The 19,801-nt window shown below is 70.2% G+C and carries 17 protein-coding genes; 7 read left to right on the top strand and 10 right to left on the bottom strand.

All coding sequences use genetic code 11. The features are described from left to right. Nucleotides 1-3: 3 nt before the first annotated feature. Both ACWGSK_RS06065 and ACWGSK_RS06060 read right to left on the bottom strand, forming a co-directional pair. Complete coding sequence (locus ACWGSK_RS06065) at nucleotides 4-765, bottom strand: LamB/YcsF family protein (protein ID WP_358510220.1); 762 nt, start codon at nucleotides 763-765, stop codon at nucleotides 4-6. 42 nt (nucleotides 766-807) lie between these two features. Further along, entirely contained in the window at nucleotides 808-2,064 is a 1,257-nt protein-coding gene (locus tag ACWGSK_RS06060; protein ID WP_358510217.1) for an NRAMP family divalent metal transporter, read from the bottom strand. Between the two features lie 188 nt (nucleotides 2,065-2,252). On the opposite strand from ACWGSK_RS06060, the gene ACWGSK_RS06055 reads away from it, so the two are divergent. Next, nucleotides 2,253-2,960 (top strand): GntR family transcriptional regulator, encoded by a 708-nt coding sequence (locus tag ACWGSK_RS06055; protein WP_358510214.1) that lies wholly within the window; start codon nucleotides 2,253-2,255, stop codon nucleotides 2,958-2,960. Nucleotides 2,961-3,012: 52 nt separating this feature from the next. Next, nucleotides 3,013-3,798, top strand: coding sequence for an aminotransferase class IV (locus ACWGSK_RS06050; protein WP_452455366.1), 786 nt, complete (start codon nucleotides 3,013-3,015; stop codon nucleotides 3,796-3,798). Here the strand turns inward: ACWGSK_RS06050 and ACWGSK_RS06045 are convergent. The 4 genes from ACWGSK_RS06045 to ACWGSK_RS06030 all read right to left on the bottom strand — a co-directional run bounded on the left by ACWGSK_RS06045 (nucleotide 3,795) and on the right by ACWGSK_RS06030 (nucleotide 9,630). Then, on the bottom strand, nucleotides 3,795-5,954 hold the full coding sequence (locus ACWGSK_RS06045; RefSeq protein ID WP_452455326.1) for an MMPL family transporter: 2,160 nt from the start codon (nucleotides 5,952-5,954) through the stop codon (nucleotides 3,795-3,797). The genes ACWGSK_RS06050 and ACWGSK_RS06045 overlap by 4 nt on opposite strands. A 121-nt stretch (nucleotides 5,955-6,075) precedes the next feature. Continuing rightward, nucleotides 6,076-7,548 carry an SDR family oxidoreductase gene (locus ACWGSK_RS06040; RefSeq protein WP_452455325.1) on the bottom strand — a complete coding sequence of 491 codons (1,473 nt, stop codon included), beginning with the start codon at nucleotides 7,546-7,548 and terminating at the stop codon, nucleotides 6,076-6,078. A 5-nt stretch (nucleotides 7,549-7,553) separates the two neighbouring features. After that, on the bottom strand, nucleotides 7,554-8,225 hold the full coding sequence (locus ACWGSK_RS06035) for a DUF4383 domain-containing protein (protein ID WP_452455324.1): 672 nt from the start codon (nucleotides 8,223-8,225) through the stop codon (nucleotides 7,554-7,556). A 187-nt stretch (nucleotides 8,226-8,412) separates the two neighbouring features. After that, nucleotides 8,413-9,630 carry a lycopene cyclase family protein gene (locus ACWGSK_RS06030; protein ID WP_452455323.1) on the bottom strand — a complete coding sequence of 406 codons (1,218 nt, stop codon included), beginning with the start codon at nucleotides 9,628-9,630 and terminating at the stop codon, nucleotides 8,413-8,415. Nucleotides 9,631-9,694: 64 nt separating this feature from the next. Here ACWGSK_RS06030 and ACWGSK_RS06025 point away from each other — a divergent pair, with 64 nt between their 5' ends. Both ACWGSK_RS06025 and ACWGSK_RS06020 read left to right on the top strand, forming a co-directional pair. Further along, nucleotides 9,695-10,441 carry a class I SAM-dependent methyltransferase gene (locus ACWGSK_RS06025; protein WP_452455322.1) on the top strand — a complete coding sequence of 249 codons (747 nt, stop codon included), beginning with the start codon at nucleotides 9,695-9,697 and terminating at the stop codon, nucleotides 10,439-10,441. Next, nucleotides 10,438-12,012: an FAD-dependent oxidoreductase gene (locus ACWGSK_RS06020; protein WP_452455321.1), complete on the top strand. Its 1,575-nt coding sequence runs from the start codon at nucleotides 10,438-10,440 to the stop codon at nucleotides 12,010-12,012. Before ACWGSK_RS06025 ends, ACWGSK_RS06020 begins: the two co-directional genes overlap by 4 nt. Here ACWGSK_RS06020 and ACWGSK_RS06015 read toward each other — a convergent pair. The 4 genes from ACWGSK_RS06015 to ACWGSK_RS06000 form a co-directional block, all read right to left on the bottom strand. Then, the gene (locus ACWGSK_RS06015; protein WP_452455320.1) at nucleotides 11,976-12,983 is read right to left on the bottom strand and encodes a DUF5914 domain-containing protein; all 1,008 of its coding nucleotides are present in this window, start codon (nucleotides 12,981-12,983) and stop codon (nucleotides 11,976-11,978) included. The genes ACWGSK_RS06020 and ACWGSK_RS06015 overlap by 37 nt on opposite strands. Nucleotides 12,984-12,994: 11 nt before the next feature. Further along, complete coding sequence (locus tag ACWGSK_RS06010) at nucleotides 12,995-13,933, bottom strand: phytoene/squalene synthase family protein (RefSeq protein WP_358510193.1); 939 nt, start codon at nucleotides 13,931-13,933, stop codon at nucleotides 12,995-12,997. Next, nucleotides 13,930-15,396, bottom strand: a complete 1,467-nt coding sequence (crtI, locus tag ACWGSK_RS06005) for a phytoene desaturase family protein (RefSeq protein WP_358510283.1) — start codon at nucleotides 15,394-15,396, stop codon at nucleotides 13,930-13,932. Before crtI ends, ACWGSK_RS06010 begins: the two co-directional genes overlap by 4 nt. Before the next feature lie 93 nt (nucleotides 15,397-15,489). Further along, complete coding sequence (locus ACWGSK_RS06000; RefSeq protein ID WP_358510280.1) at nucleotides 15,490-16,551, bottom strand: polyprenyl synthetase family protein; 1,062 nt, start codon at nucleotides 16,549-16,551, stop codon at nucleotides 15,490-15,492. Nucleotides 16,552-16,770: 219 nt separating this feature from the next. On the opposite strand from ACWGSK_RS06000, the gene ACWGSK_RS05995 reads away from it, so the two are divergent. From ACWGSK_RS05995 to ACWGSK_RS05985, 3 genes are all read left to right on the top strand, one after another. Next, a complete protein-coding gene (locus ACWGSK_RS05995; protein ID WP_452455319.1) occupies nucleotides 16,771-17,319 on the top strand; it encodes a MarR family winged helix-turn-helix transcriptional regulator in 549 nt (182 codons plus the stop codon). A gap of 294 nt (nucleotides 17,320-17,613) precedes the next feature. After that, nucleotides 17,614-19,257, top strand: a complete 1,644-nt coding sequence (locus tag ACWGSK_RS05990; RefSeq protein ID WP_452455318.1) for a BCCT family transporter — start codon at nucleotides 17,614-17,616, stop codon at nucleotides 19,255-19,257. Further along, entirely contained in the window at nucleotides 19,254-19,721 is a 468-nt protein-coding gene (locus ACWGSK_RS05985) for an Hsp20/alpha crystallin family protein (protein WP_358510190.1), read from the top strand. Before ACWGSK_RS05990 ends, ACWGSK_RS05985 begins: the two co-directional genes overlap by 4 nt. Nucleotides 19,722-19,801: the final 80 nt, after the last annotated feature.

Genomic DNA, 19,801 nt, shown 5'->3' with positions numbered 1-19,801 from the left:
GGGTCAGGCGGCGGTGAAGGGGGCCACGGTGATCCCCTCCGCGCGCAGTCGTTCGGCGACGGCTCGGGCGATGTCCACGGCGCCGGGGCTGTCGCCGTGCACGCACAGGGAGTCGGCCTCGACCAGGATCTCGGTGCCGTCGATGGCGGTGATGGGTTCTCCTCGGGCCATGCGCAGGCAGCGAGCGGCGATGGCGTCGGGGTCGTGCAGCACGGAACCGGCCTCGCGGCGCGAGACGAGGGTGCCCTCGGGGGTGTAGGCGCGGTCGGCGAAGGCCTCCCGGTAGGTGGGCAGGCCCGCCTTCTCCGCCTTCTCCAGGAAGCGGGAGCCGGGCAGGCCCAGCACCGGCAGCTCGGGGTCGAAGGCGTGGACGGCCTCGACGACGGCGGCGGCCTGTTCCTCGTGGTGGACGATCGCGTTGTACAGGGCACCGTGCGGCTTGACGTACCGCAGGCTCTGCCCGCCCAGGCGGGCGAAGACCGACAGGGCGCCGAGCTGGTAGAGCACCTCGTCGGTGAGTTCGGCGGGTGGAACCTCCATGAAGCGGCGGCCGAATCCGGCGAGGTCGCGGTAGGCGACGTGGCCGCCGATAGCCACTCCGCGGGCCGCCGCCTCGGCGGTGGTGCGGCGCAGGGTGGAGGGGTCGCCGGCGTGGAAACCACAGGCCACGTTGGCGCTGGTGACGATGGACAGCAGGGTCTTGTCGTCACCGAGTTCCCAGCGACCGAAGCTCTCGCCGAGGTCGGAGTTGAGGTCGATGCGCAAAGCGGTACTCCTTCGGTTCCTGTTGCTCGGTTCGGGGTGGTCCTACTGCCAGAGCGCGGCGATGCCGCCCAGGGAGTTCACCGCCATGTAGACGGTGAGGGCCCAGGCGAGCACGCCGACGATCAGCAGCCAACGCGGGTAGCGGTAGCCGTCGAGCAGGGTCGCCGAGCGGCGCCAGGCCACCCACAGCAGCAGGCCGAGGCCGACCGGCAGGATGACGCCGTTGAGGGCGCCGGCGAGGACCAGCAGCGTGTTCGGGGCCTGGCCGGAGACCAGGAAGATCACCAGCGAGACACCGATGAAGGCGGTGACCAGCTTGCCCTTGTGACGCTCCAGCCACGGCGAGAACGTCGTGACGAAGGAGATGGAGGTGTAGGAGGCACCGATGACGGAGCTGACCGCGGCCGCCCACATGATCATGCCGAACAGGCGCATGCCCACTTCGCCGGCCGCCTGGTAGAAGGCCTCCGCGGAGGGGTTGGCGGCCTGCATGATGTCGGCCCCGCCGGCGACGACGCCCAGGATCGCGAGGAACAGGACGACGCGCATGATTCCGGTGACGATGATGCCGGTGACGGAGGTCTGGGTGATGGCGGCGATGTTCTCCCGGCCGCCCTTGCCCCGCTCGATGAGGCGGTGCGCGCCCGCGTAGGTGATGTAGCCGCCGACGGTGCCGCCGATGATGGTGATGGTGGCGAGGAAGAGGTCGCCGCTGGCGGCCTCGGGCATGACGGACTGGCGCAGGGCCTCGCCGACCGGCGGGCCGGAGATGAGGGCCACGTACAGGGTGAGGCCGATCATCAGCACACCGAGGACCACCAGGACGCGGTCCAGGGCCAGACCGAGCTTGTTGCTGGCCAGGATGACGACACCGATGGCGGCGGAGACGACCGCGCCGATGCGGGGGTCGAGTCCGATCATGGCGTCGAGGCCGAGCCCGGTGCCGGCGATGTTCCCGACGTTGAAGACCAGACCGCCGAAGACGATGAGGACGGCGAGCAGGTAACCGGCGCCCGGCAGGACCTTGTTGGCCAGGTCCTGTGCCCGCATGTTCGAGACGCCGATGACCCGCCAGACGTTCAGCTGGACGGCGATGTCCACGAGGATCGAAATCAGGATCGCGAAGGCGAAGGCGGCGCCGAGCTGCGCGGTGAAGGTGGTCGTCTGGGTGATGAAGCCGGGGCCGATGGCGCTGGTGGCCATCAGGAACATGGCACCGAGCAGGCTGCTGCTCAGCGCCACGCGACCGAAGCGGGGACGCACCGGAACGGGTGGTGGCGTCGAGGGCTGGTCGCTCATGGGTGACTCTCCGAGTGTGGCTGAAGGAGCTGGGATGTGGCCAACCTCATCGTTGGATTGTTGAACAATACTGCAATCGTCGACCCGCTGATAAGGGGCGCTCCGGTAAAAACTCCTCGACTCCGCTACGTAACATTGGTGGCACCACCGCGCCCCACCGGGCGTGGACGAACAGCGGGGGGCAACCTGTGACGGCGACCGACGACCACATCGACCGGCTGCCCACACCCGCGATGGTGCGCGCCACCAGCCAGGCCGAACGCGTCGCCGACATGCTCCGCGCCTTCGTCATCGACGGTGAGCTGGCACCCGGCGTACGCCTGTCCGAGGAGAAGCTCAGTCGCAAGTACCAGGTCTCCCGGAACACGTTGCGCGAGGCGTTCCGATTGCTGAGCCGGGAGCGTCTGCTGGTGCACCGCATGCATCGGGGCGTGTTCGTGGCCCACCCCACCGGCGAGGACGTGCGGGACCTGTTCAACGCCCGTCGTGCCCTGGAACTGCCCGCCGTGCGCGGGGCCGCGCACGCACCGGAACCCCTGATCAGGTCGGTCGGCGCGGCCGTCGAAGCGGGCGAGCAGGCACGCGCCGAGTCCGACTGGTGGCGTATGGGCAGCGCCAACATGCACTTCCACGAGGCGCTGGGGGCACTGGCCCAGAGCGCCCGGGTCGACGAGTTCATGCGCCAGGTCCTGGCCGAGACGCGGCTGGTCTTCCACGTGATGGCCGCGCCCCGTGAGTTCCACGACCCCTACCTGCCCTGGAACCGGCGGATCCACCTGGCGTTGACGGCCGGGGACACGGAGGCCGCCGCCGAGGAACTGTCGGAGTACCTGGCCACCTCGGAGGAACAGCTGACCACGGCCTTCACCGAGATGGAACGGGCCGCCCGGGACTGAGCCGGCCGACTCCCCTCCCAGCGGGTTCCGAAGTGTCAGAATGGGCCGCGTGATGGAACTGAACGGACGTCCCGTCAGCACGGGGGAACTCTCCGGTCTGGCCCTCCAGGGTTACGGACACTTCACGACCATGCTGGTCACGGATCTGCGCGTACGCGGTCTGCGGCTGCACACCGAACGGTTGAGCCGCGACTGCGAGACCCTCTTCGGTACCGACCTCGACATCGCGCGCGTGCGCGAGCTCGCCCGGCGCGCGGCGCGCGCCCGCCCCTCTCCCTCGATCGTGCGGGTCACCGTGTTCGATCCGGCCCTGGACCTGGCCCGGCCGGCGGATCGTTCACTGCCCCAGGTCCTCGTCACCACCCGGCCCGCGCCGACCTCCGAACCCGAACCGGTGCGGCTGGGCATCCGGTCCTTCTCCCGGGACAGCCCGACGGTGAAGAGCACCTCGCTGTTCGGGTCGATCCGGCAGCGTCGCGCCGCGCAGGTGGACGGGTTCGACGACGCGCTCTTCGTCGGGATCGACGGTCGGATCTCGGAGGGGCCGACCTGGAACATCGGGTTCCTGGACGGGTCCGGGCTGGTGTGGCCACAGGCCCCCTGTCTGCCCGGGGTGACCATGGAGTTGGTGAGTCGGGCCGCCCAGACCCTGGGCATCCCGGTCTCCACCCGACCATTGGCGGCGGTCGCGGCCACCCGGGTGGCGGGGGCGTTCATCACCAACGCCACCACGGGGGTGCGTCCCGTGGCGGCGTTGGACGGTGTGCACCTGCCCCGCCCCCGGCTGCTGGGCAGACTCGCCCACGCCTACCGAGAACTGGCGGGTGACCCCCTCTAACCGACGTTCTCGCCGGACTCGGCGTCCTCGGTGGCGGGTCCGCGTCCGGCGCGGCCGGGCCACCACAGGCGCGGTCCCACGTCCAGGGAGAGCGCCGGGATGAGCACGGAGCGCACGAGCAGGGCGTCGACCAGCACGCCGAAGGCGACCAGGAACGCCAGCTGCAACAGGAACAGCAACGGGATGACCGCGAGCGCCGCGAAGGTCGCCGCCAGCACCACGCCGGCGGAGGTGATCACCCCGCCGGTGACGGTGAGGGCCCGCAGGACGCCCTCCCGGTGTCCGTGGCGGAGCGTCTCCTCCCGAGCCCGCGACATCAGGAAGATGCTGTAGTCGATGCCGAGCGCGACCAGGAACACGAACGCGAACAGCGGCACCACAGGGTCGGCCCCGGGCAGCTTCAGGACGTGGTCGAACACCAGGGTGCCCACACCGAGCGCGGTGGCGAACGAGAGCACGTTGACCGCCATCAGCAGCAGCGGCGCCACCAGGGAGCGCAGCAGCGGGATCAGTACCAGGAACACCACGACCAACACCAAGGGGACCACGACCACGAAGTCGCGCTGGGCGGTCTCGCGGGTGTCGAGGGCGGTGGCGTCCACCCCGCCGACCACGGCCTCGGCGCCCGGCACCTCGCGCACGTTCTCCCGCAGCTCCCCGACCTCGTCGAGGGCGGCGGTGGTCTCGGAGGCCACCGCCAGTTCGACCTCGATCAGCACCCGCCCGTTCTCCACCAGGACGGGGGCCGCCACCCCGGGCGGACCCGGTTCGGTCACCGCCGTGGCGCTTTCCACACCCGGGGTGTCCTCGGCGGCGGCCACGACCTCCTCCAGGTGATCGGCGTCGGCGATCACCGTGGTGGGCGCGGCGCTGAAGTCGGGGCCGAAGCCGCGGTCGAGGGCGTGCTGCCCTTCGACCGCCTCGACCTCGGTGCGGAACACGTCGGCCTGGCCGGTCCCCTCGGCGGTGAACTGGGGCGCGAACACCGCGGCGGCGAGCAGCAGGCCGGTGGTCGCGAGCCAGAAGGTACGCGGGCGTCCCGCCACGCCTCGGGCGAGCCGTCCCCAGAACGGGTGCTGTTCCAGGACCCGGTCGATGCTCTGCCCCTCCTGGTTCACCCGGTGCGGGGCGGTGGGCCAGAAGGCGGCGCGTCCGCACAGTGCCAGGGCGGCGGGCAGGAAGGTCATCGCGGAGAGCATCGCGGCGACGATGCCGATGGCGACGACGGGTCCGAGACTGCTGGTGGAGTTGAGGTCGGCGGCCAGCAGGCAGAGCAGGCCGAGGATGACGGTGCCACCGGAGGCCAGGACGGGGCCGGTGACGCCGCGGATGGCGGCGAGCACGGCCGTGGGAACCCGATCGGTGGTGGCGAGCTCCTCCCGGTAGCGGGCCACGAGCAACAGCGCGTAGTCGGTACAGGCGCCCACCACCAGGATGAACAGGATGCCCTGGCTCTGGCCGTTGAGGGTGACCAGTCCGATGTCGGCGGCCAGGTAGACCAGCGCGCCGGACAGTCCGAGGGCGAGCAGGGAGGCGACGATGACCAGGATCGGCAACAGCGGTGAGCGGTAGACCGCGATGAGGATGACCAATACGGCGGCGACCGCGACCAGCAGCAGGGTGGAGTCGATACCGCCGAAGGCCGCGACGAGGTCGGCGGCGTATCCGGCCGGCCCGGTGACCTGGACGGTGAGTCCGTCGACGGGCTCGTCGGCGATCAGCGCGCGCAGCTCGTCCACCGTGTCGCGGGTGTCGTAGGTGTTGTCGACAAGGACGACGAGTTGGGCGACGGAGGCGTCCTCCGTGCCGGGGACGGGCCCGATGACCTGGCCGGAGACCCAGGGTTCCTCACCGATCCGTTCGGCCAGGGCCGTGGCGTCGGCGAGTTCGGCGTCGTCGAGGTCGTCATCACCGGAGATGACGACGATGGCCGGGACGGTCTCGGAGCGGTCGAAGTCCTCGGCGAGCCGATCGGCCTCGGTGGACTCGGCACCGGCCGGAAGGAAGGCGGCGGGGTCGTTGGTCTGGACCTCGCCGAGTTTGCCGAGGAAGGCTCCGAGCGGACCCGCTCCGAGAATCCACACCAGGGCGACCAGAAGGGCCGCCCCCACCCACCGACGTGACCGCCGAGGCGACTGTTCCGGTCGTGTACTCACGGTCGGATGTCCTTCCACGATCGAGAAGCTTGCCTAGAAAACAGAGCTTCTTGGATTACTAGCAAATTCTGGCATTACGCTACCGCACCCTGACCAATGCTCTTCACCGTGGGCTCCTCGCCTACTTCGCGGAGTCGTGTTCGGCCCGGGCCGCGATGTTGGCGGCCATCGATCCGAACACCACCCCGTGGAAAGGCTGCACCGCCCGCCAGTACAGGTGTCCCGTCAGCCCACGGGGATGGAAGACGGCCCGTTGGTGATACACCGTTCTCCCCCGCACCCGGGCCACACCCAGTTCCAACCAGGCCGGACCGGGCAACCGCATCTCCGCACGCAACCGCAGCAACGCGCCGGGGACGATCTCCTCCACGCGCCAGAAGTCCAGTGAGTCCCCCACCCGCAGACGTCGAGGATCCCGGCGACCGCGACGCGGCCCCACCCCTCCCACGGCCAGGTCGATCCATCCTCGGGCCGCCCAGGCGAACGGCCACGAGTACCAACCCCGGTCCCCACCGATCCCCTCGATCACCCGCCACACGTCCTGGGCCGAAGCGTCCACGACCCGGGCTCGGCGATCGATGTACAGGCTGCCCCCGGACCAGTCGGGATCGGTGGGCAGCGGGTCCGAGGGGGCGCTGGGCCAGGCCGCCGACGACCAGCGGGTGTCCACCCTGTCCTCGTCGATCCTGCGCAAGGCCAACGCCACCGCCCGATCGAACCCGATCCGTTCGTGGTCGTCCACCAGGTCGGACAGTTCGTCCCGTTCGACCACCGCGTCATGGCGTAGCGACTCCACCAGGGGACGCGCCACAGCGGGTGGAACCGGCGTGACCAGACCCACCCACAGACTCGAAAGCCCGGGCGACAGGACCGGCACCGGAAGGATCAGCCGACGGGCCAGACCCGCCTCGGCGGCGAAACGCTCGATCATCTCCACGTAGTCGAGCACCTCGGGTCCACCGATGTCGAAGGCCCGATCGGTGCCGGCCGGCAGCGTGTCGGCCAGAACCAACAGTCGCAGCACGTCGCGGACGGCGATCGGCTGCACCCGGCTGCGCACCCACCGAGGCGTGGTCATGACAGGCAACCGCTCGGTGAGGTGCCGCAGCATCTCGAAGGAGGCCGACCCCGAACCGAGGATCACCGCGGCGCGCAACACCACGGTGGGCACCGGCCCGGCCCGAAGGAGGTCGGCGACCTCCTTGCGCGAGGCCATGTGCGCGGACAACTCCTGTCCTCGTGGGGCGAGTCCGCCCAGGTAGACCACCCGGCCGACACCCGCCTCTCCCGCCGCACGGGCGAAGACGCGGGCCCCCTGCGCGTCGACGCTCTCGAAGTCGCCTCCCTTGCCCATGGAGTGCACCAGGTAGTAGGCGACGTCGACTCCGTTCAGGGCCTCGTCGAGCCCCTCCCCCGAGACCACGTCGCCGCGCGCCACCTCGACCCGTTCCCGCCAGGGGTGGTCACGGAGTTTCTCCGGGCTTCGAGCCAGGCAGCGCACCCGGTATCCGGCCTCCAGCAGTTCGGGGACCAGTCGGCCACCGATGTACCCGCTGGCGCCGGTGACCAGTGCCAGACGCCGCCTCTCGACCACGGTGCTCATTCGTCGGGCCGGCTACGGCGGTGGCGACCGGGTGACTTCAGCGCGCTCGCGCCGTCGGGCCCGCCCTGGCGTCCGGCCTCGTGTCCGGCCCGGTGAACGGGGTCGTCACCCTCCCGGACCGACGCGCCCTCGTCCTCGGCTCGCGGAGCCGGCACCCGTCTCTGGTCGTGTGTCTCCCGGTCCCGACGCCGGGCCTCCCGGTCCCCGTGACGGGCCTCCCGATGCCGATGGAAGGGGTTGTCCTCGTCCAGGCCGCCACTGAACCGGCCGTACATGCCGAAGGTCATCACCAGCAGACCCACCACGAAGCTGAAGATGACGTTGGGCATCGAGAAGGCCAGGATGTTGAAGTCGGTGCTCATCAGGAAGAGGTTGACGAGGCCGCTCGCGACGAACGCGACACCGACCACGACGCACACGGTGGAGGCGAAGGTTCCGCCCAACACCATCGCGCCCACCAGCAACGAGCCGATGGCGATCGAGATGAAGCTCAGCGCCCCGTTGGTGGACAGTCCGGCGATCACCTCGCCCTGGGTATCGAACAGCGGAAGTCTGATCATCAGCCCCGCGATACCGAACCCGATCAGGACCAGACCGGTGAGCCCGGCACCGATCCGGTAGACGAGATCGAGCCGCCGATCCGCCCGTCGTTCGGTGTGCAGTCGCATGTCGCCGCCCCTTTCGATTCGGCCGGAGCGGGCCGGCCCCGGACTCGGGAGGTACGACCCCGGAAGGCCCGGGTGGTCCGTCCCGTTTCCGCCGTCGCGTGACCCCAGGATTCCCCGAACGCATCCCTCCCAACCGGACGGAAGCACACTCGCCCCTCACGAGTAATCGCAGGTCACAGCGGCGCGATCACCCGTTGGCCCCTCCGGTGACCCACCCGGCCCCGCCGACACGAGTGCGCAGGGTGTGCCACAGGTGGTCGAGGGTGGTCCGGGACATGGCCGCCACCGGGGTGGTCAGCCCCATACGGAGCTCCGTCGGCAGGCGGGAGGCTCCGTCCAGGAAGGCCAGCACGTCGCCGAGTCGGTTGCCGGCGAAGAGGCGCTCGAAGAAGTCGGCGCCCGCCACCCGTCCGCCGTCCAACGCCGCGAGCATGATGGCGTCCATGGTCAGGTGGCGGGAACGATGCGGGACCGGGGGCACCGGCGTCCGGTCGGCGGCCAGGGCCCGGGCCACCGCCGCGGTCTGTCGGGCCACTCCGCTGAACGTGTAGCCGGTGGAGGGACGGGTCGCGCCACCCGCGGTGCCGATGCGGAACAGACGCCGTCCGGTCCGGGTCGGGAAGGGGGCGTCGGTCATCGGGATGACACCCTGTTCCGTGGCGGTGACCTCGAACTCCCCCAGTCCTGCCCGGGCGCAGTAGTCGGTGAGGGCCCTCTCGTACTCCGCTGTGGTCAGGGCGGTGCGGCCGAACTCGGTGTACTCCACCAGCGCCTCGCGCGAGGACAGCGGCAACACGTAACCGAAGGCGACGCCGGTACGGGGTTGCTCCGGGCGCAGGTCCATGAGGATGGCCGACCCCGGATCGAGGCTCTCGTGTGGCAGGTGCACGAACCAGCCCCGAAAGTGCTGGAGCAGGGTGGTGCGTCCACCCGGGGGCAGGGCCGGGGGACGGGAGTCGAAGACCCAACGGGCCGTCAGGGCCACCTCGGTGCCGTCGGGTTCGGTGGCGTGGACCGTGGCGTGCTCGGGCCCGTCGACCAGCCCCGTCACGTACAGCGCCCGCGTCCGGAGGTGCTCGTCGGCGTGGTCACGGACGTGGGCCGCCATGTCGGCCGAGCGCAGCATCTTGTACACGTAGGGATCGGCCGGGGAACGGTACTCGGTACCACCGGCCCCCACCACGGTCAGGTCGCGCCACCGCGCCGTCAACAGGTCGTCCCAAGGCCCTCCGGCCGGTTCCCAGAAGCACCAGGTGCGCGGGGGCGGTGTGTGCTCTCCCACGGGAGGCTCCAGCAGAGCCGTGCGCAGGGGGCGCCCGCGTCGTTCGTTGACCATGCCCATGCGGTGGGAGAGGGTGAGCCCCGCGGCTCCCCCGCCGATGATCACCACGTCGTAGTCGGTCATGGTCCCAGCTTGCCGGGGCCCTCGGGAGAACGCGAGAACATCGACGATCACACGTGGGAGCACCATGACCACCACGACGGGCCGGATGAAGACCGGAGCGGTCACCGACGAGTTCGATCACGCGGCGGGCGCCTATGACCGGCTGGTCGGCGCCAACCCGGGTTACCACCGGGATCTGCGCGCGTCGGTGCGGCGGCTGCGGCTACCGGACCAGGGCGAGGGAATGCGTCTGCTGGATCTGGGCTGCGGAACCGGCGCCTCCACGGCGGCGTTGCTCGACGCCGCGCCCAAGGCCCGGATCGTGGGGGTGGACGCCTCCCAGGGCATGCTCGACGCCGCACGGGCCAAGACCTGGGACGGCGACGTCGTCTTCCACCGGGCCCGGGTCGAGGAACTGTCCCCCGCCCGGGTGCACGAGTGGGTGGGCGGGCCGGCGGACGCGGTGTTCGGCGCCTACCTGATCAGAAACGTGCCCGACCCCGAGACGCTCCTCCGGTCGGTCTTCCAGGTACTGCGCCCGGGAGGGCGGTTGGCCCTGCACGAGTACTCGGTGGCCGATTCACCGTCCGCGCGGGCGGTGTGGACGGCGGTGTGCTGGGGGATCATCATCCCCTCCGGTAGGGCGCTGGCCGGGCGGTCCGACCTGTTCCGTTACCTGTGGCGCAGTGTGCTGGAGTTCGACGGCAGGCGGGAGTTGCTCGCGCGCATGCGGGCCACCGGACTGGAGTCGGTGGCCAGTGCGCCGTTGCCGGGATGGCAATACGGGATCACGCACACCTTCGTCGGTTCCCGCCCGGGAGGCGTCTGGTGAGCGGCGACGTCCACGACTCCGCGGCCGAGGCGCTCCCGGCGCCCGAACCCGTGGGTCCACGCCCGGAGCACACTCCCCGTGTGGCGGTGGTGGGCGGTGGCATCGCCGGACTCGCCACCGCCCGTGCCCTGGTCGAACGCGGGATCGAGGTGACGGTCCTCGAACGCGAGGAAAGTCTGGGCGGGCGGCTTCGCGGCTGGGACACCACCCTGGCCGACGGCTCCACGGCGACGATGAGCCGCGGCTTCCACGCCTTCTTCCGGCAGTACTACAACCTGCGCGCACTGCTACGTCACGGCGACCCCGAACTCTCCGCCCTGGTGCCGTTGACGGACTACCCGTTGGTGCACGCCTCGGGTGCGGCCGACCGTTTCTCCGGGCTTCCGAGCACACCGCCCTGGAACGCGGCCGTGCTGGCCGCGACCAGCCGCAGCTTCCCGGTCCGGGAGTTGGCCGGGGTGAACGTGCCCGCCGCCCTGCAACTACTGGACGTGGACGTACCGGGTGTGTACGAACGCCTGGACCACTTGAGCGCCCGTGACCTGTTGGAGGTGACCCGCTTCCCCCGTACCGCCCGCCACCTGGCCTTCGAGGTCTTCAGCCGCAGCTTCTTCGCCCCGCCCGAACACCTGTCGGCGGCGGAGATGGCGGTGATGTTCCACATCTACTTCCTCGGTTCCTCCGAGGGGCTGGTGTTCGACGTGCCGCGCGCCCCCTTCCCAAAGGCGTTGTGGAACCCTCTCGCCGAACGTCTGTGCGCGGACGGGGTGGTCTTCCGCTACGGGGCTCGGGTGGAGGGGGTCGCCCCCGTGGCCCCGGCCGGGGCCATGGTGACCTGGACCGACCAGGTCGGTGGGCGGAGCGAGCGCTTCGACGGGGTGGTGCTGGCCACCGACCCGGGCGGCCTGCGCGAGGTGGTGGCCCGATCACCGGAGCTCGGCGACGGGAGCTGGCGGAGGCGGGTGGCGGCGCTGCCCTCGGCACCGCCGTTCCTGGTCTCCCGCTACTGGTTGGACCGGCCGGTGCGCGCGCATCGACAGGCGTTCCTGGGCACCGCCGGTCACCCCACCCTGGACAACGTCAGCGTGTTGGAGCGCTACGAGGACCAGGCGGCCGACCGGGCACGGCGCACCGGTGGTTCGGTCGTGGAACTGCACGCCTACGCGCTGCCGCGGGGATGTGATCCGACGGCCGAGCGGGTGTCGCTGTGGAAACAGGCCCTGGCGGTCTATCCCGAGCTTCGCGAGGCGGGGGTGGTGGACGCCCGACACGAACTGCGTCAGGATTGTCCCCTCTTCCCACCGGGCGGCCACGGCCAACGCTGCGCGGTGACCACCCCCGATCCGTGGCTGGTGGTGGCCGGGGACCACGTACGGGTGGATCTTCCGGTGGCGTTGATGGAACGCGCGGCCACCAGTGGCGTACTGGCCGCCAACGCCTTGCTCGCCCGGTGGGGGCTGCGGGGACACACCGTGTGGAGTGTGCCCCGGCGGGGCCGGTTCGCGCCGCTGCGTGCCCTGGCCCGGTCCCTACGTCAGCCGGGCCACCGCCCGGAGGCGCGCAGCAGGTAGCGGCGTTCGGCGTAGGCGAGGTCGTCGCGCCACAGGCGGCGGGCGGCCATGCGCATCACCGGCCGGACCGCACCGGCGAGCCTGCGCGCGAACGCGAATCCGGTGCGGTCGGAGGACGCGACCGTCGCCTCGATGACGGCGGTGCGCGGAACCCCTCGTTCGTCCACGCCCAGCGGCGTGGCGTGGGTCTCCACCACACTGCCCTCCCCCTCGCCCTCGATGATGCGCATGACCACCGTGCGCGGTTCCGGGCAGACGAACTCCGCGCGCACGGGCACACCCCACCGACCGGCCACCTTGAAGCCCACGTCCACCACCATCCGGTCGGGGTCGGGGTCGGGACCGCTCGATGTCTCGGTGACCCGCAACCCCACGAAGGAGTAGGGGTGGAACCAGGAGCCGTGCCAGGGGTCGAGCCGGTTGGCGACCACGTCCTCGGGTTCGCACCGACCCGCCATGCTCTCCACCGCGGCGATGCCGCGAGCGGGATCGGGACGTTCGGGCACCACGGGTGCCTTCAGCGGTTCCTCACCGCCCACCCGGTCCAGTCGTACCCACACCAGCACTCCGTCGTCGTGGGCGGGGTGGGGGCTCCAGCCGGGGAAGCCCTCGGAGCCCAGGGACAGGCCATGCCAGCGGCACACCAGACGCCCCCGGTCCACCGCGCCCCGGCACAGGGGCGCGCCCAGGTGCGGGCAGGCTCCCGGACCGGCGTGCACGGACCCGTCCGCGGTACGCCAGGCCACCAGTTCGGTACCGGCCACCATCCGACCGAAGGGGCGGTCACGGCGCACCTCCTCGGAGGCGGCCAGTACGTACCAGTTGCCGGACGGGCGGGCCAGGGCGCGTTTGAGCGCGGACCCGATCACCCCCGGGGACGCCTCCCGCCAGGTCGGTTCCTGACGGGACCAGGTGCCCTTGGGCATACGGCGCAGTGGGATCCGCCGAGGTTCGGGGTCGGGCAGCGTCATCTGCGATCTCCTCAGGGGACGGCCCTCGCCCACAGTGAGCGGGCCAGGGCGGGCAGGGCCGACGCCATCTTGCGCGTGTCGGACACCCGGTGGCGGACACTCCACACGTCGAAGTCCGCCGCACCGATCTCGTCCAGGATGGCGCGATAGAGCCGGAAGGCGGTGGCGACACACGGACGGGCGACGGGTTCGAGCATCGCCACCCCGGGTTCGGCCAGGCGATAGAGGTCCTGGTTGACCTCCACCAGTTCGGCGATGGCCCGGCACACCCGCGGGTCCGGGGTTCGCGCCCGGGCGCAGTGCTCGAGAAGGGCGCGATCGACCCGGTGCGCGGCGAGGACGTCGGTGGGCAGGTACACCCGTCCGCGCCCGAGGTCCTCGGCCACGTCACGCAGGAAGTTGGTGAGTTGGAAGGCCTCGCCCAGGGCGGCGGCGTGCGGTGCGGCCTCGCTCCGGGGCGTGACCGTGCCCAGCACCGGCAGGACCTGGAGTCCGATCACCGCGGCCGAGCCGTACATGTACTCGCGCAGGTGGTCGAGGTCGCGGTATTCGGTCGTCTCCAGGTCCATGCGCATGGAGGACATGAAGGCGGTGAAGTGCTCGGCGGGCAGTTCGTAGCGGTCCACGGTGTGCGCCAGGGCGCGCAGCACCGGTTCGTCCGGTTCGGATCCCGCCAGGCCCAGGGCCAGGTCGGCGTCGACGCGGTCCAGACGTGAACGTCGGTCCTCGACGGTGGTCCCGGGCTCGGGTTCGTCGACGATGTCGTCCACCCAGCGGGCGAACCCGTAGAGCGCGTGGATGCCGGGGCGGCGTTCGGGTGGCAGCACCCGGGTGGCCGTGTAGTAGGTGCGGCCATGGTGGGCGTGCAGGTCGCGGCAGCGCAGGTAGCCGTCGCGCAGACGTCGCGAGGTGATCCCGGCCGCGTTCAGTTCGGCGATGGCCCTGTTCATCGTCGCCCCCGTCGTGTCGACGCGGCCAGCACTCGCGCGGCCGCCAGTTTTCCCGAGATCAGCACCGTGGGCAGCCCCACGCCCGGGGTGGTGCCGCAACCGGCGAGGACGGCGTTGGTGGTGCCGGCCAGGACGTTGCGGGGCCGGAACGGGCCGGTCTGGGCGAAGGTGTGCGCCAGGGAGAACGGGGTGCCGCGAGCCATGCCCTGGCGGGCCCAGTCGGCGGGGGTGACCATCCGCTCGGCTCGGATCGAGGCGTCGAGACCGGTCAGCCCGCGTTCTTCGAGGGTTCCGATGAGTTCGTCCCGGTAACGCGGACCCTCCCGGTCCCAATCGATGTCGCCCGCGTCGAGGTTGGGTGCGGGCGCCAGGACGTAGAGCAGGTGGTGGCCGTCCGGGGCCAGGGAGGGGTCGGTGAGCGTGGGTTGGGTGACCAGCAGCGAGGGATCGCTCATCGTGCGGCCTCGGTCGATGATCTCGGTGAAGGTGCGTTCCCACTGGTGGCCGAACGAGATGGTGTGGTGGGACAGGTGCTCCCACGTGCGGTCGGTGCCCAGATGGAGCACGACCGCCGAGGGCGAGAAGCGGTGCGGGACCAGGCGTTGGGGCCGGCGTCCCAGGAGACGGTGGGCGGTGGGCAGGTCCACGGTCAGCACGACCTGGTCGCAGGCCACGCGTTCGCCCTGGTCGGTCACCACCGCGGTGACCCGATCCCTCGATCGTTCCAGGCGTGTCACGGACTCCCCGTAGCGCAGACGCGCCCCGGCCTTGGCCGCCGCCCCCGCCATGGCCTCACCGATCGCACGCATCCCACCTCGCGGGAAGTGGACGCCCGCGATGGTGTCCATGTAGGCGATGACGGCGTAGGCGGCCAGGGCGCGTTCGGGTGCCACCCCCGCGTAGAGGGACTGGAACGAGAAGACGCGGCGCAGGCGCTCGTCCTTGATGTGCCTGCCGACCGCGGGCGCCAGACGGCCGAAACCGCCCAGGGCGGCCAGCCGGACCAGGTCGGGGCCGAGCAGGTCCAGGGGCGAATCGAAGTCGGCGTCGATGAACGAGCGCATCTCCACCTCGTAGAGGCGGGTGAGCCACTCGCGCAGGCGCAGGTAGCCCACGGCTTCGCGGGTTCCGGCGACCCGGGCCACCTCGGTGGTCATGCGACGGCGGTCGGTGTGCACGTCGATGGTGGTGCCGTCGGCGAAGTTCGCCCGGTAGGCGGGTGCCAGCGGCATGAGGTCGAGACGGTCGCGCAGGCCCTCCCCGACCGCGGCGAAGGCCTCGTCGAGGAGTTCGGGCATGGTCAGGACGGTGGGTCCGGTGTCCACCCGGAAGCCGTCCATGTCGAGGCGGCCCGCGCGTCCGCCCGGGTACTCCTCACGTTCGACGATCACCACGTCGCGACCGGCGCCCAGCAGGTGCAGGGCGCATGAAAGGCCGGACAGGCCGGCGCCCACGACGACCACGGGGGCGCGGCCGGTTCGCGCAGGGCCCGAAGGCCGGGTCGGAGTCGCGTCAGGGTTCACGGGTTCCACCTATGAGCGTGTTCGGGTTCGGGCTCAAGTACGCGCCGCGGTGTCGGCGAAGCCGGTCAGGCCTTCGCGCACGGCCGGGTCGAGGTCGAGGTGGGCGATGTGGCCCACGCCCCGGTCGGCCAGGGCACGGCAGCGTCGTCGTACCAGGTCGCGTGCGCCCAGACGGTCGAGGACGTGTGCGACCTCTACCGTGTCCACCGGGCCGGCGCCGACGCGTTCCAGCAGCTCCAGGGCGGCACTGTCGCCGTGTTCCCGCGCCAGGTCGACGCCGGTCGCGAGGAGCATGGTGTTCGTGCCCTGTTCGAGGTCCTCCCCCGGCGCCTTCCCGGTTCGGGACGGATCACCGTAGATGTCCATGAGGTCGTCGCGGAGTTGGAAGGCCACGCCCACGTCGGCGCCGTAGTCGCGCAGCGCCGACCTGGTCGTGGACGGGGCTCCCGCCATGACGGCGCCCAGGTGCAGGGGACGCTCGACGGTGTAGGAGGCGGTCTTGAGTCGGTCGGTCCGCAGGGCGACGCCCACCGAACGTTCCGCGCGCGCTTGGGAACGCAGGTCGAGGTACTGACCGACCATCACCTCGGTGCGCATGTCGCGCCACACCCGATGGGCCTCGCTCCTTGTGGGGAGGTCGTCGATGGACTCGTGGAGCAGGTCGTCGGCCCAGACCAGGGCGAGGTCTCCGGTGAGGATCGCCATGGACTCGCCGTAACGCGCCGGTTCGCCCCGGTAGGACCGTGATCGGTGGTCGGCGGTGTGGACGGCGTGCTGGGAGGGGTCTCCCCGCCTGGTGGGGGCGGAGTCCATCACGTCGTCGTGGATCAGGGCGAAGGTCTGGAGCAACTCCAGAGCGGAGGCCGCGGACAGCGCCGCGCGTGCCCGGGGCCCATGGGACGGACCACCACCGGCGAGCCAGCCCCACCAGGCCAGTGTGGACCTGAGTCGTTTGCCGCCCAGGGTGAAGGAGACGATTCGGTCGGCCAGATCACGGGCGCAGTCCGGATCGAGGAGGCCCACCTCCCGGACTCGCGGCTCCAGGTGTCGGTGCAGGAGGTCGCCGACGGCCGCGCGGACCCCGCCCAAGTCCATCGGCGGTGGTCGCCACTCCGTTCGTGGTGCTTCCGTCTTGAAGTCGACGATGACACTCTCCTCTGGGAAGGCCACTTGGGCGCTTTGTCTCGTTTTACGTGATTCTCATAAAACGAACTATTACACATCGCATAGACTCTGGGCCACCCAACACTTCGAGCCCCCGTAAACTCGATGGCAGTGACCGGAAGGCCCGATCATCGTGACGCTGGGAGATGGATGAACACCGCGCCCAGAATCCGCTTCACCGGGCCCGAGGGGTCCGAGGCCACCGAGGTGGAGGCGCCCATGACCGAAACGGCCGATCCCCGCGCGGACCTGTACTCGTCTCTACAGACCGATGGCCAACAGCTGGCGGTACAGCTGGTGCGGTTGCTGCACCGGATGTCGGAACGCTCGGGCATGAACCCCACCGACTTCCAGTGCTACACGCTGCTGCGCGTGGCCGGTTCCATGACCCCCGGAGAGATCGCGGACAGCCTGTGCCTGTCCACGGGTTCGGTGACGGGTGTGATCGACCGGATGGAGGCGCACGGCCTGGTCGAGCGCACCCCTCATCCACTGGACCGGCGCAAGGTGGCGGTGCGCCTGGTGACGGGGGCCGAACAGCTGGCCACGAGCACCGCCGTGGGGATGCGCGACACCATGACCGCCATGCACGAGGACTACTCCGTGGACGAACTGAAGGTGATCGTGGGCTGGGTGAACAGGGTGAACGACACCCTGGAGGGCCTCATCGCCCAGCGCTCCCCACGCCGCTCGGGCTGACCCCTCCCGGCCGCTCCACCCCCGCCGGCTCCTTCCTCTCCCCTGCCTCCCCTCCTGTCTGGAACCCGGCAACTACCACATCACCCGCTTTGTCGGAACTCTCCGTGTTGTGACGGTTGCTTTACTCCTAGGGAAGAAAGCCTCTACCATCCCACGGGACCCATTCATGGCCGGAGGCAGGAACCGGCACCCCCGACCCCCGACCGACGGGGCTGGGAAGGAGCAACCATCTCAACCCTGCGCAGATACATCCGAGAACATACGAACCCACCGGTCTTCGCGATCTCCGGGATCGTGGTCGTCGTCTTCGTGGTTCTGGGGATCGCCCTCACCGATCCCCTCCTGGACGCCGCGGGTACGGCACGTGACTGGATCGGCTCACAGCTGGGCTGGTTCTACGTCCTGTCCACGACCTTCTTCCTGGGCGCGGCGATCTTCCTGATGCTGAGCCGTTTCGGGAGCATCCGGCTCGGTCCGGACGACTCCAGGCCGGAGTTCGGCACCATCGCCTGGTTCGCGATGCTCTTCACCACCGGTATGGGTATCGGTCTGGTCTTTTGGGGTGTGGCCGAACCGGTCACCCACATGCACGAGCCGCGTGACTCGGCGCTGGCGCCCGTCGTACCCGAGGGCGGCGGTGAGGCGGTGCCCCAGGCCGACGCAGCCAGCACCGCGCTCGCCTCCAGCTTCTTCCACTGGAGCTTCCACCCGTGGGCGATCTACATCGCGTTGGGGTTGTCCCTGGGCTACTTCGCCTTCCGCAAGGGCCTGCCGCTACGCCCCGCATCGGCGCTGTACCCGCTGCTGGGCGACAAGGCCTTCGGCTGGCCCGGCAACCTGGTGGACATCCTGGCGGTGTTCGGGACCATCTTCGGTTTGGCGACCTCACTGGGTCTGGGCACCCTACAGATCAACAGTGGTCTGTCCGAGGTGTTCGGCATCGCCAACAACTCGCTCACCCAGTCGATCATCATCGTGGTCATCACCGGGATCGCCCTGTACAGCGTCGTCTCCGGGATCGACAAGGGCATGCGCCGGCTGTCGGTGCTCAACCTGTGGCTGGCGTTCATCCTCCTGGCGATCATCTTCGCCGTGGGGCCCAAGCTGTGGATCATCAGCACCATGGTCACCGGGGCGGGCGAATACCTGGGCAACCTGATCCCCTGGAGCATGTCCTTCCCGAGCCCGATGGCCGACGAGACCGCCGCCGACTTCACCACCGCCTGGAGCGTCTTCTACTGGGGATGGTGGATCTCCTGGGCGCCCTTCGTCGGCGTCTTCCTGGCCCGTATCTCCTACGGACGCACCATCCGTGAGTTCGTGCTCGGCGCGCTGTTCGGACCGGTACTGGTCTCCATCCTGTGGTTCGGGGTGTTCGGCGGCTCGGGCATGTACTACGAGTTGTTCGGCGACGGCGGCTTCATGGACGGCGACGAGTCCGACGCCGCCTACCACCTACTGGACGCGTTGCCGCTGGGCCCGATCGTCGCAGTGATCCTGTCACTGTTCCTCATCATCGTGGTGGCGATCTTCTTCATCACCTCCTCCGACTCCGGGTCGCTGGTGGTGGACATGCTCACCAACGGAGGCAGCACCAAACCGCTCAAGGTCCAGCGCGCCTTCTGGGCCATCAGCGAGGGTGCGGTCACGCTCATCCTGTTGGTCCTAGGTGGGGCCAGCGCCCTCGACGCGCTCCAAGCGGCATCGGTCGTCACCGGTCTGCCGTTCGCGGTGATCCTGATCTTCATGGTGTGGGGCCTGTTCAAGGCACTGTCCCAGGAACCCAAACCGGGGGCACCCAAGAGGATGCGTGCCGAGGATCGGCCCCCACCCGAACAACGAGGACGCTCCGGGAACATCCCCGTGGGCCACCGCGACCACGGCCGGACCGAACACCGCGGTGACGAGAACAATCCAGAGGAAGGTGAGGCCACGTGAGCCCCAAGAGGTTCAACAACCCCTTCCACGGGGTCATCGACATGATCACGGAGATGAACCGCATCTCCGACACCATGTCGTCGATCGAGACCAGCCAGGCCGGGGAACGCGAACGCGGCTTCGCCGACGCCTGGAGCCCGCCCACCGACATCCTGGCCCGCGGCCGGGACCTGGTGATCCGTTGCGAGGTCCCGGGGGTGTTCGAGGAGGACGCGGCGGTCACCTTCGAACACGGGGTCCTCACCATCAGCGGTGAACGCATGCGAGACGAGGAGGACGTCGTCTACTACTCCTCGGAACGCTTCATGGGCACGTTCCGACGGGAGATCAGCCTCCCGGAGGGCATCCGTGAGGAGGACATCGAGGCCAGCTACGGCGAGGGACTGTTGGAGATCGTCGTGCACGGGGCGGCCAACCAGCGCAAGGCCAAGACGATCAAGGTCTCCCGCCGCAGGCGCGGCTGAGACCGGACCGCGCACGTGCGACGCGGGCGGCGGGCCCCGTCGGAGGACCACCTCCGGCGGGGCCCGCCCCATCGAACGCT

The organism is Nocardiopsis sp. NPDC055551 (assembly GCF_053619415.1).
The sequence above is the reverse complement of the archived record's forward strand: the minus strand, read 5'-3'. Positions and strand labels throughout refer to the sequence as shown.

Excerpts from the sequence above, each read along its gene's own strand:
- ACWGSK_RS06060 (WP_358510217.1), bottom strand. The coding sequence starts at position 2,064 with ATGAGCGACCAGCCCTCGACGCCACCACCCGTTCCGGTGCGTCCCCGC.
- ACWGSK_RS06050 (WP_452455366.1), top strand. The coding sequence starts at position 3,013 with ATGGAACTGAACGGACGTCCCGTCAGCACGGGGGAACTCTCCGGTCTG.
- ACWGSK_RS06035 (WP_452455324.1), bottom strand. The coding sequence starts at position 8,225 with ATGCGACTGCACACCGAACGACGGGCGGATCGGCGGCTCGATCTCGTC.
- ACWGSK_RS06030 (WP_452455323.1), bottom strand. The coding sequence starts at position 9,630 with ATGACCGACTACGACGTGGTGATCATCGGCGGGGGAGCCGCGGGGCTC.
- ACWGSK_RS06025 (WP_452455322.1), top strand. The coding sequence starts at position 9,695 with ATGACCACCACGACGGGCCGGATGAAGACCGGAGCGGTCACCGACGAG.
- ACWGSK_RS06015 (WP_452455320.1), bottom strand. The coding sequence starts at position 12,983 with ATGACGCTGCCCGACCCCGAACCTCGGCGGATCCCACTGCGCCGTATG.
- ACWGSK_RS06010 (WP_358510193.1), bottom strand. The coding sequence starts at position 13,933 with ATGAACAGGGCCATCGCCGAACTGAACGCGGCCGGGATCACCTCGCGA.
- ACWGSK_RS06000 (WP_358510280.1), bottom strand. The coding sequence starts at position 16,551 with ATGGACTTGGGCGGGGTCCGCGCGGCCGTCGGCGACCTCCTGCACCGA.
- ACWGSK_RS05995 (WP_452455319.1), top strand. The coding sequence starts at position 16,771 with ATGAACACCGCGCCCAGAATCCGCTTCACCGGGCCCGAGGGGTCCGAG.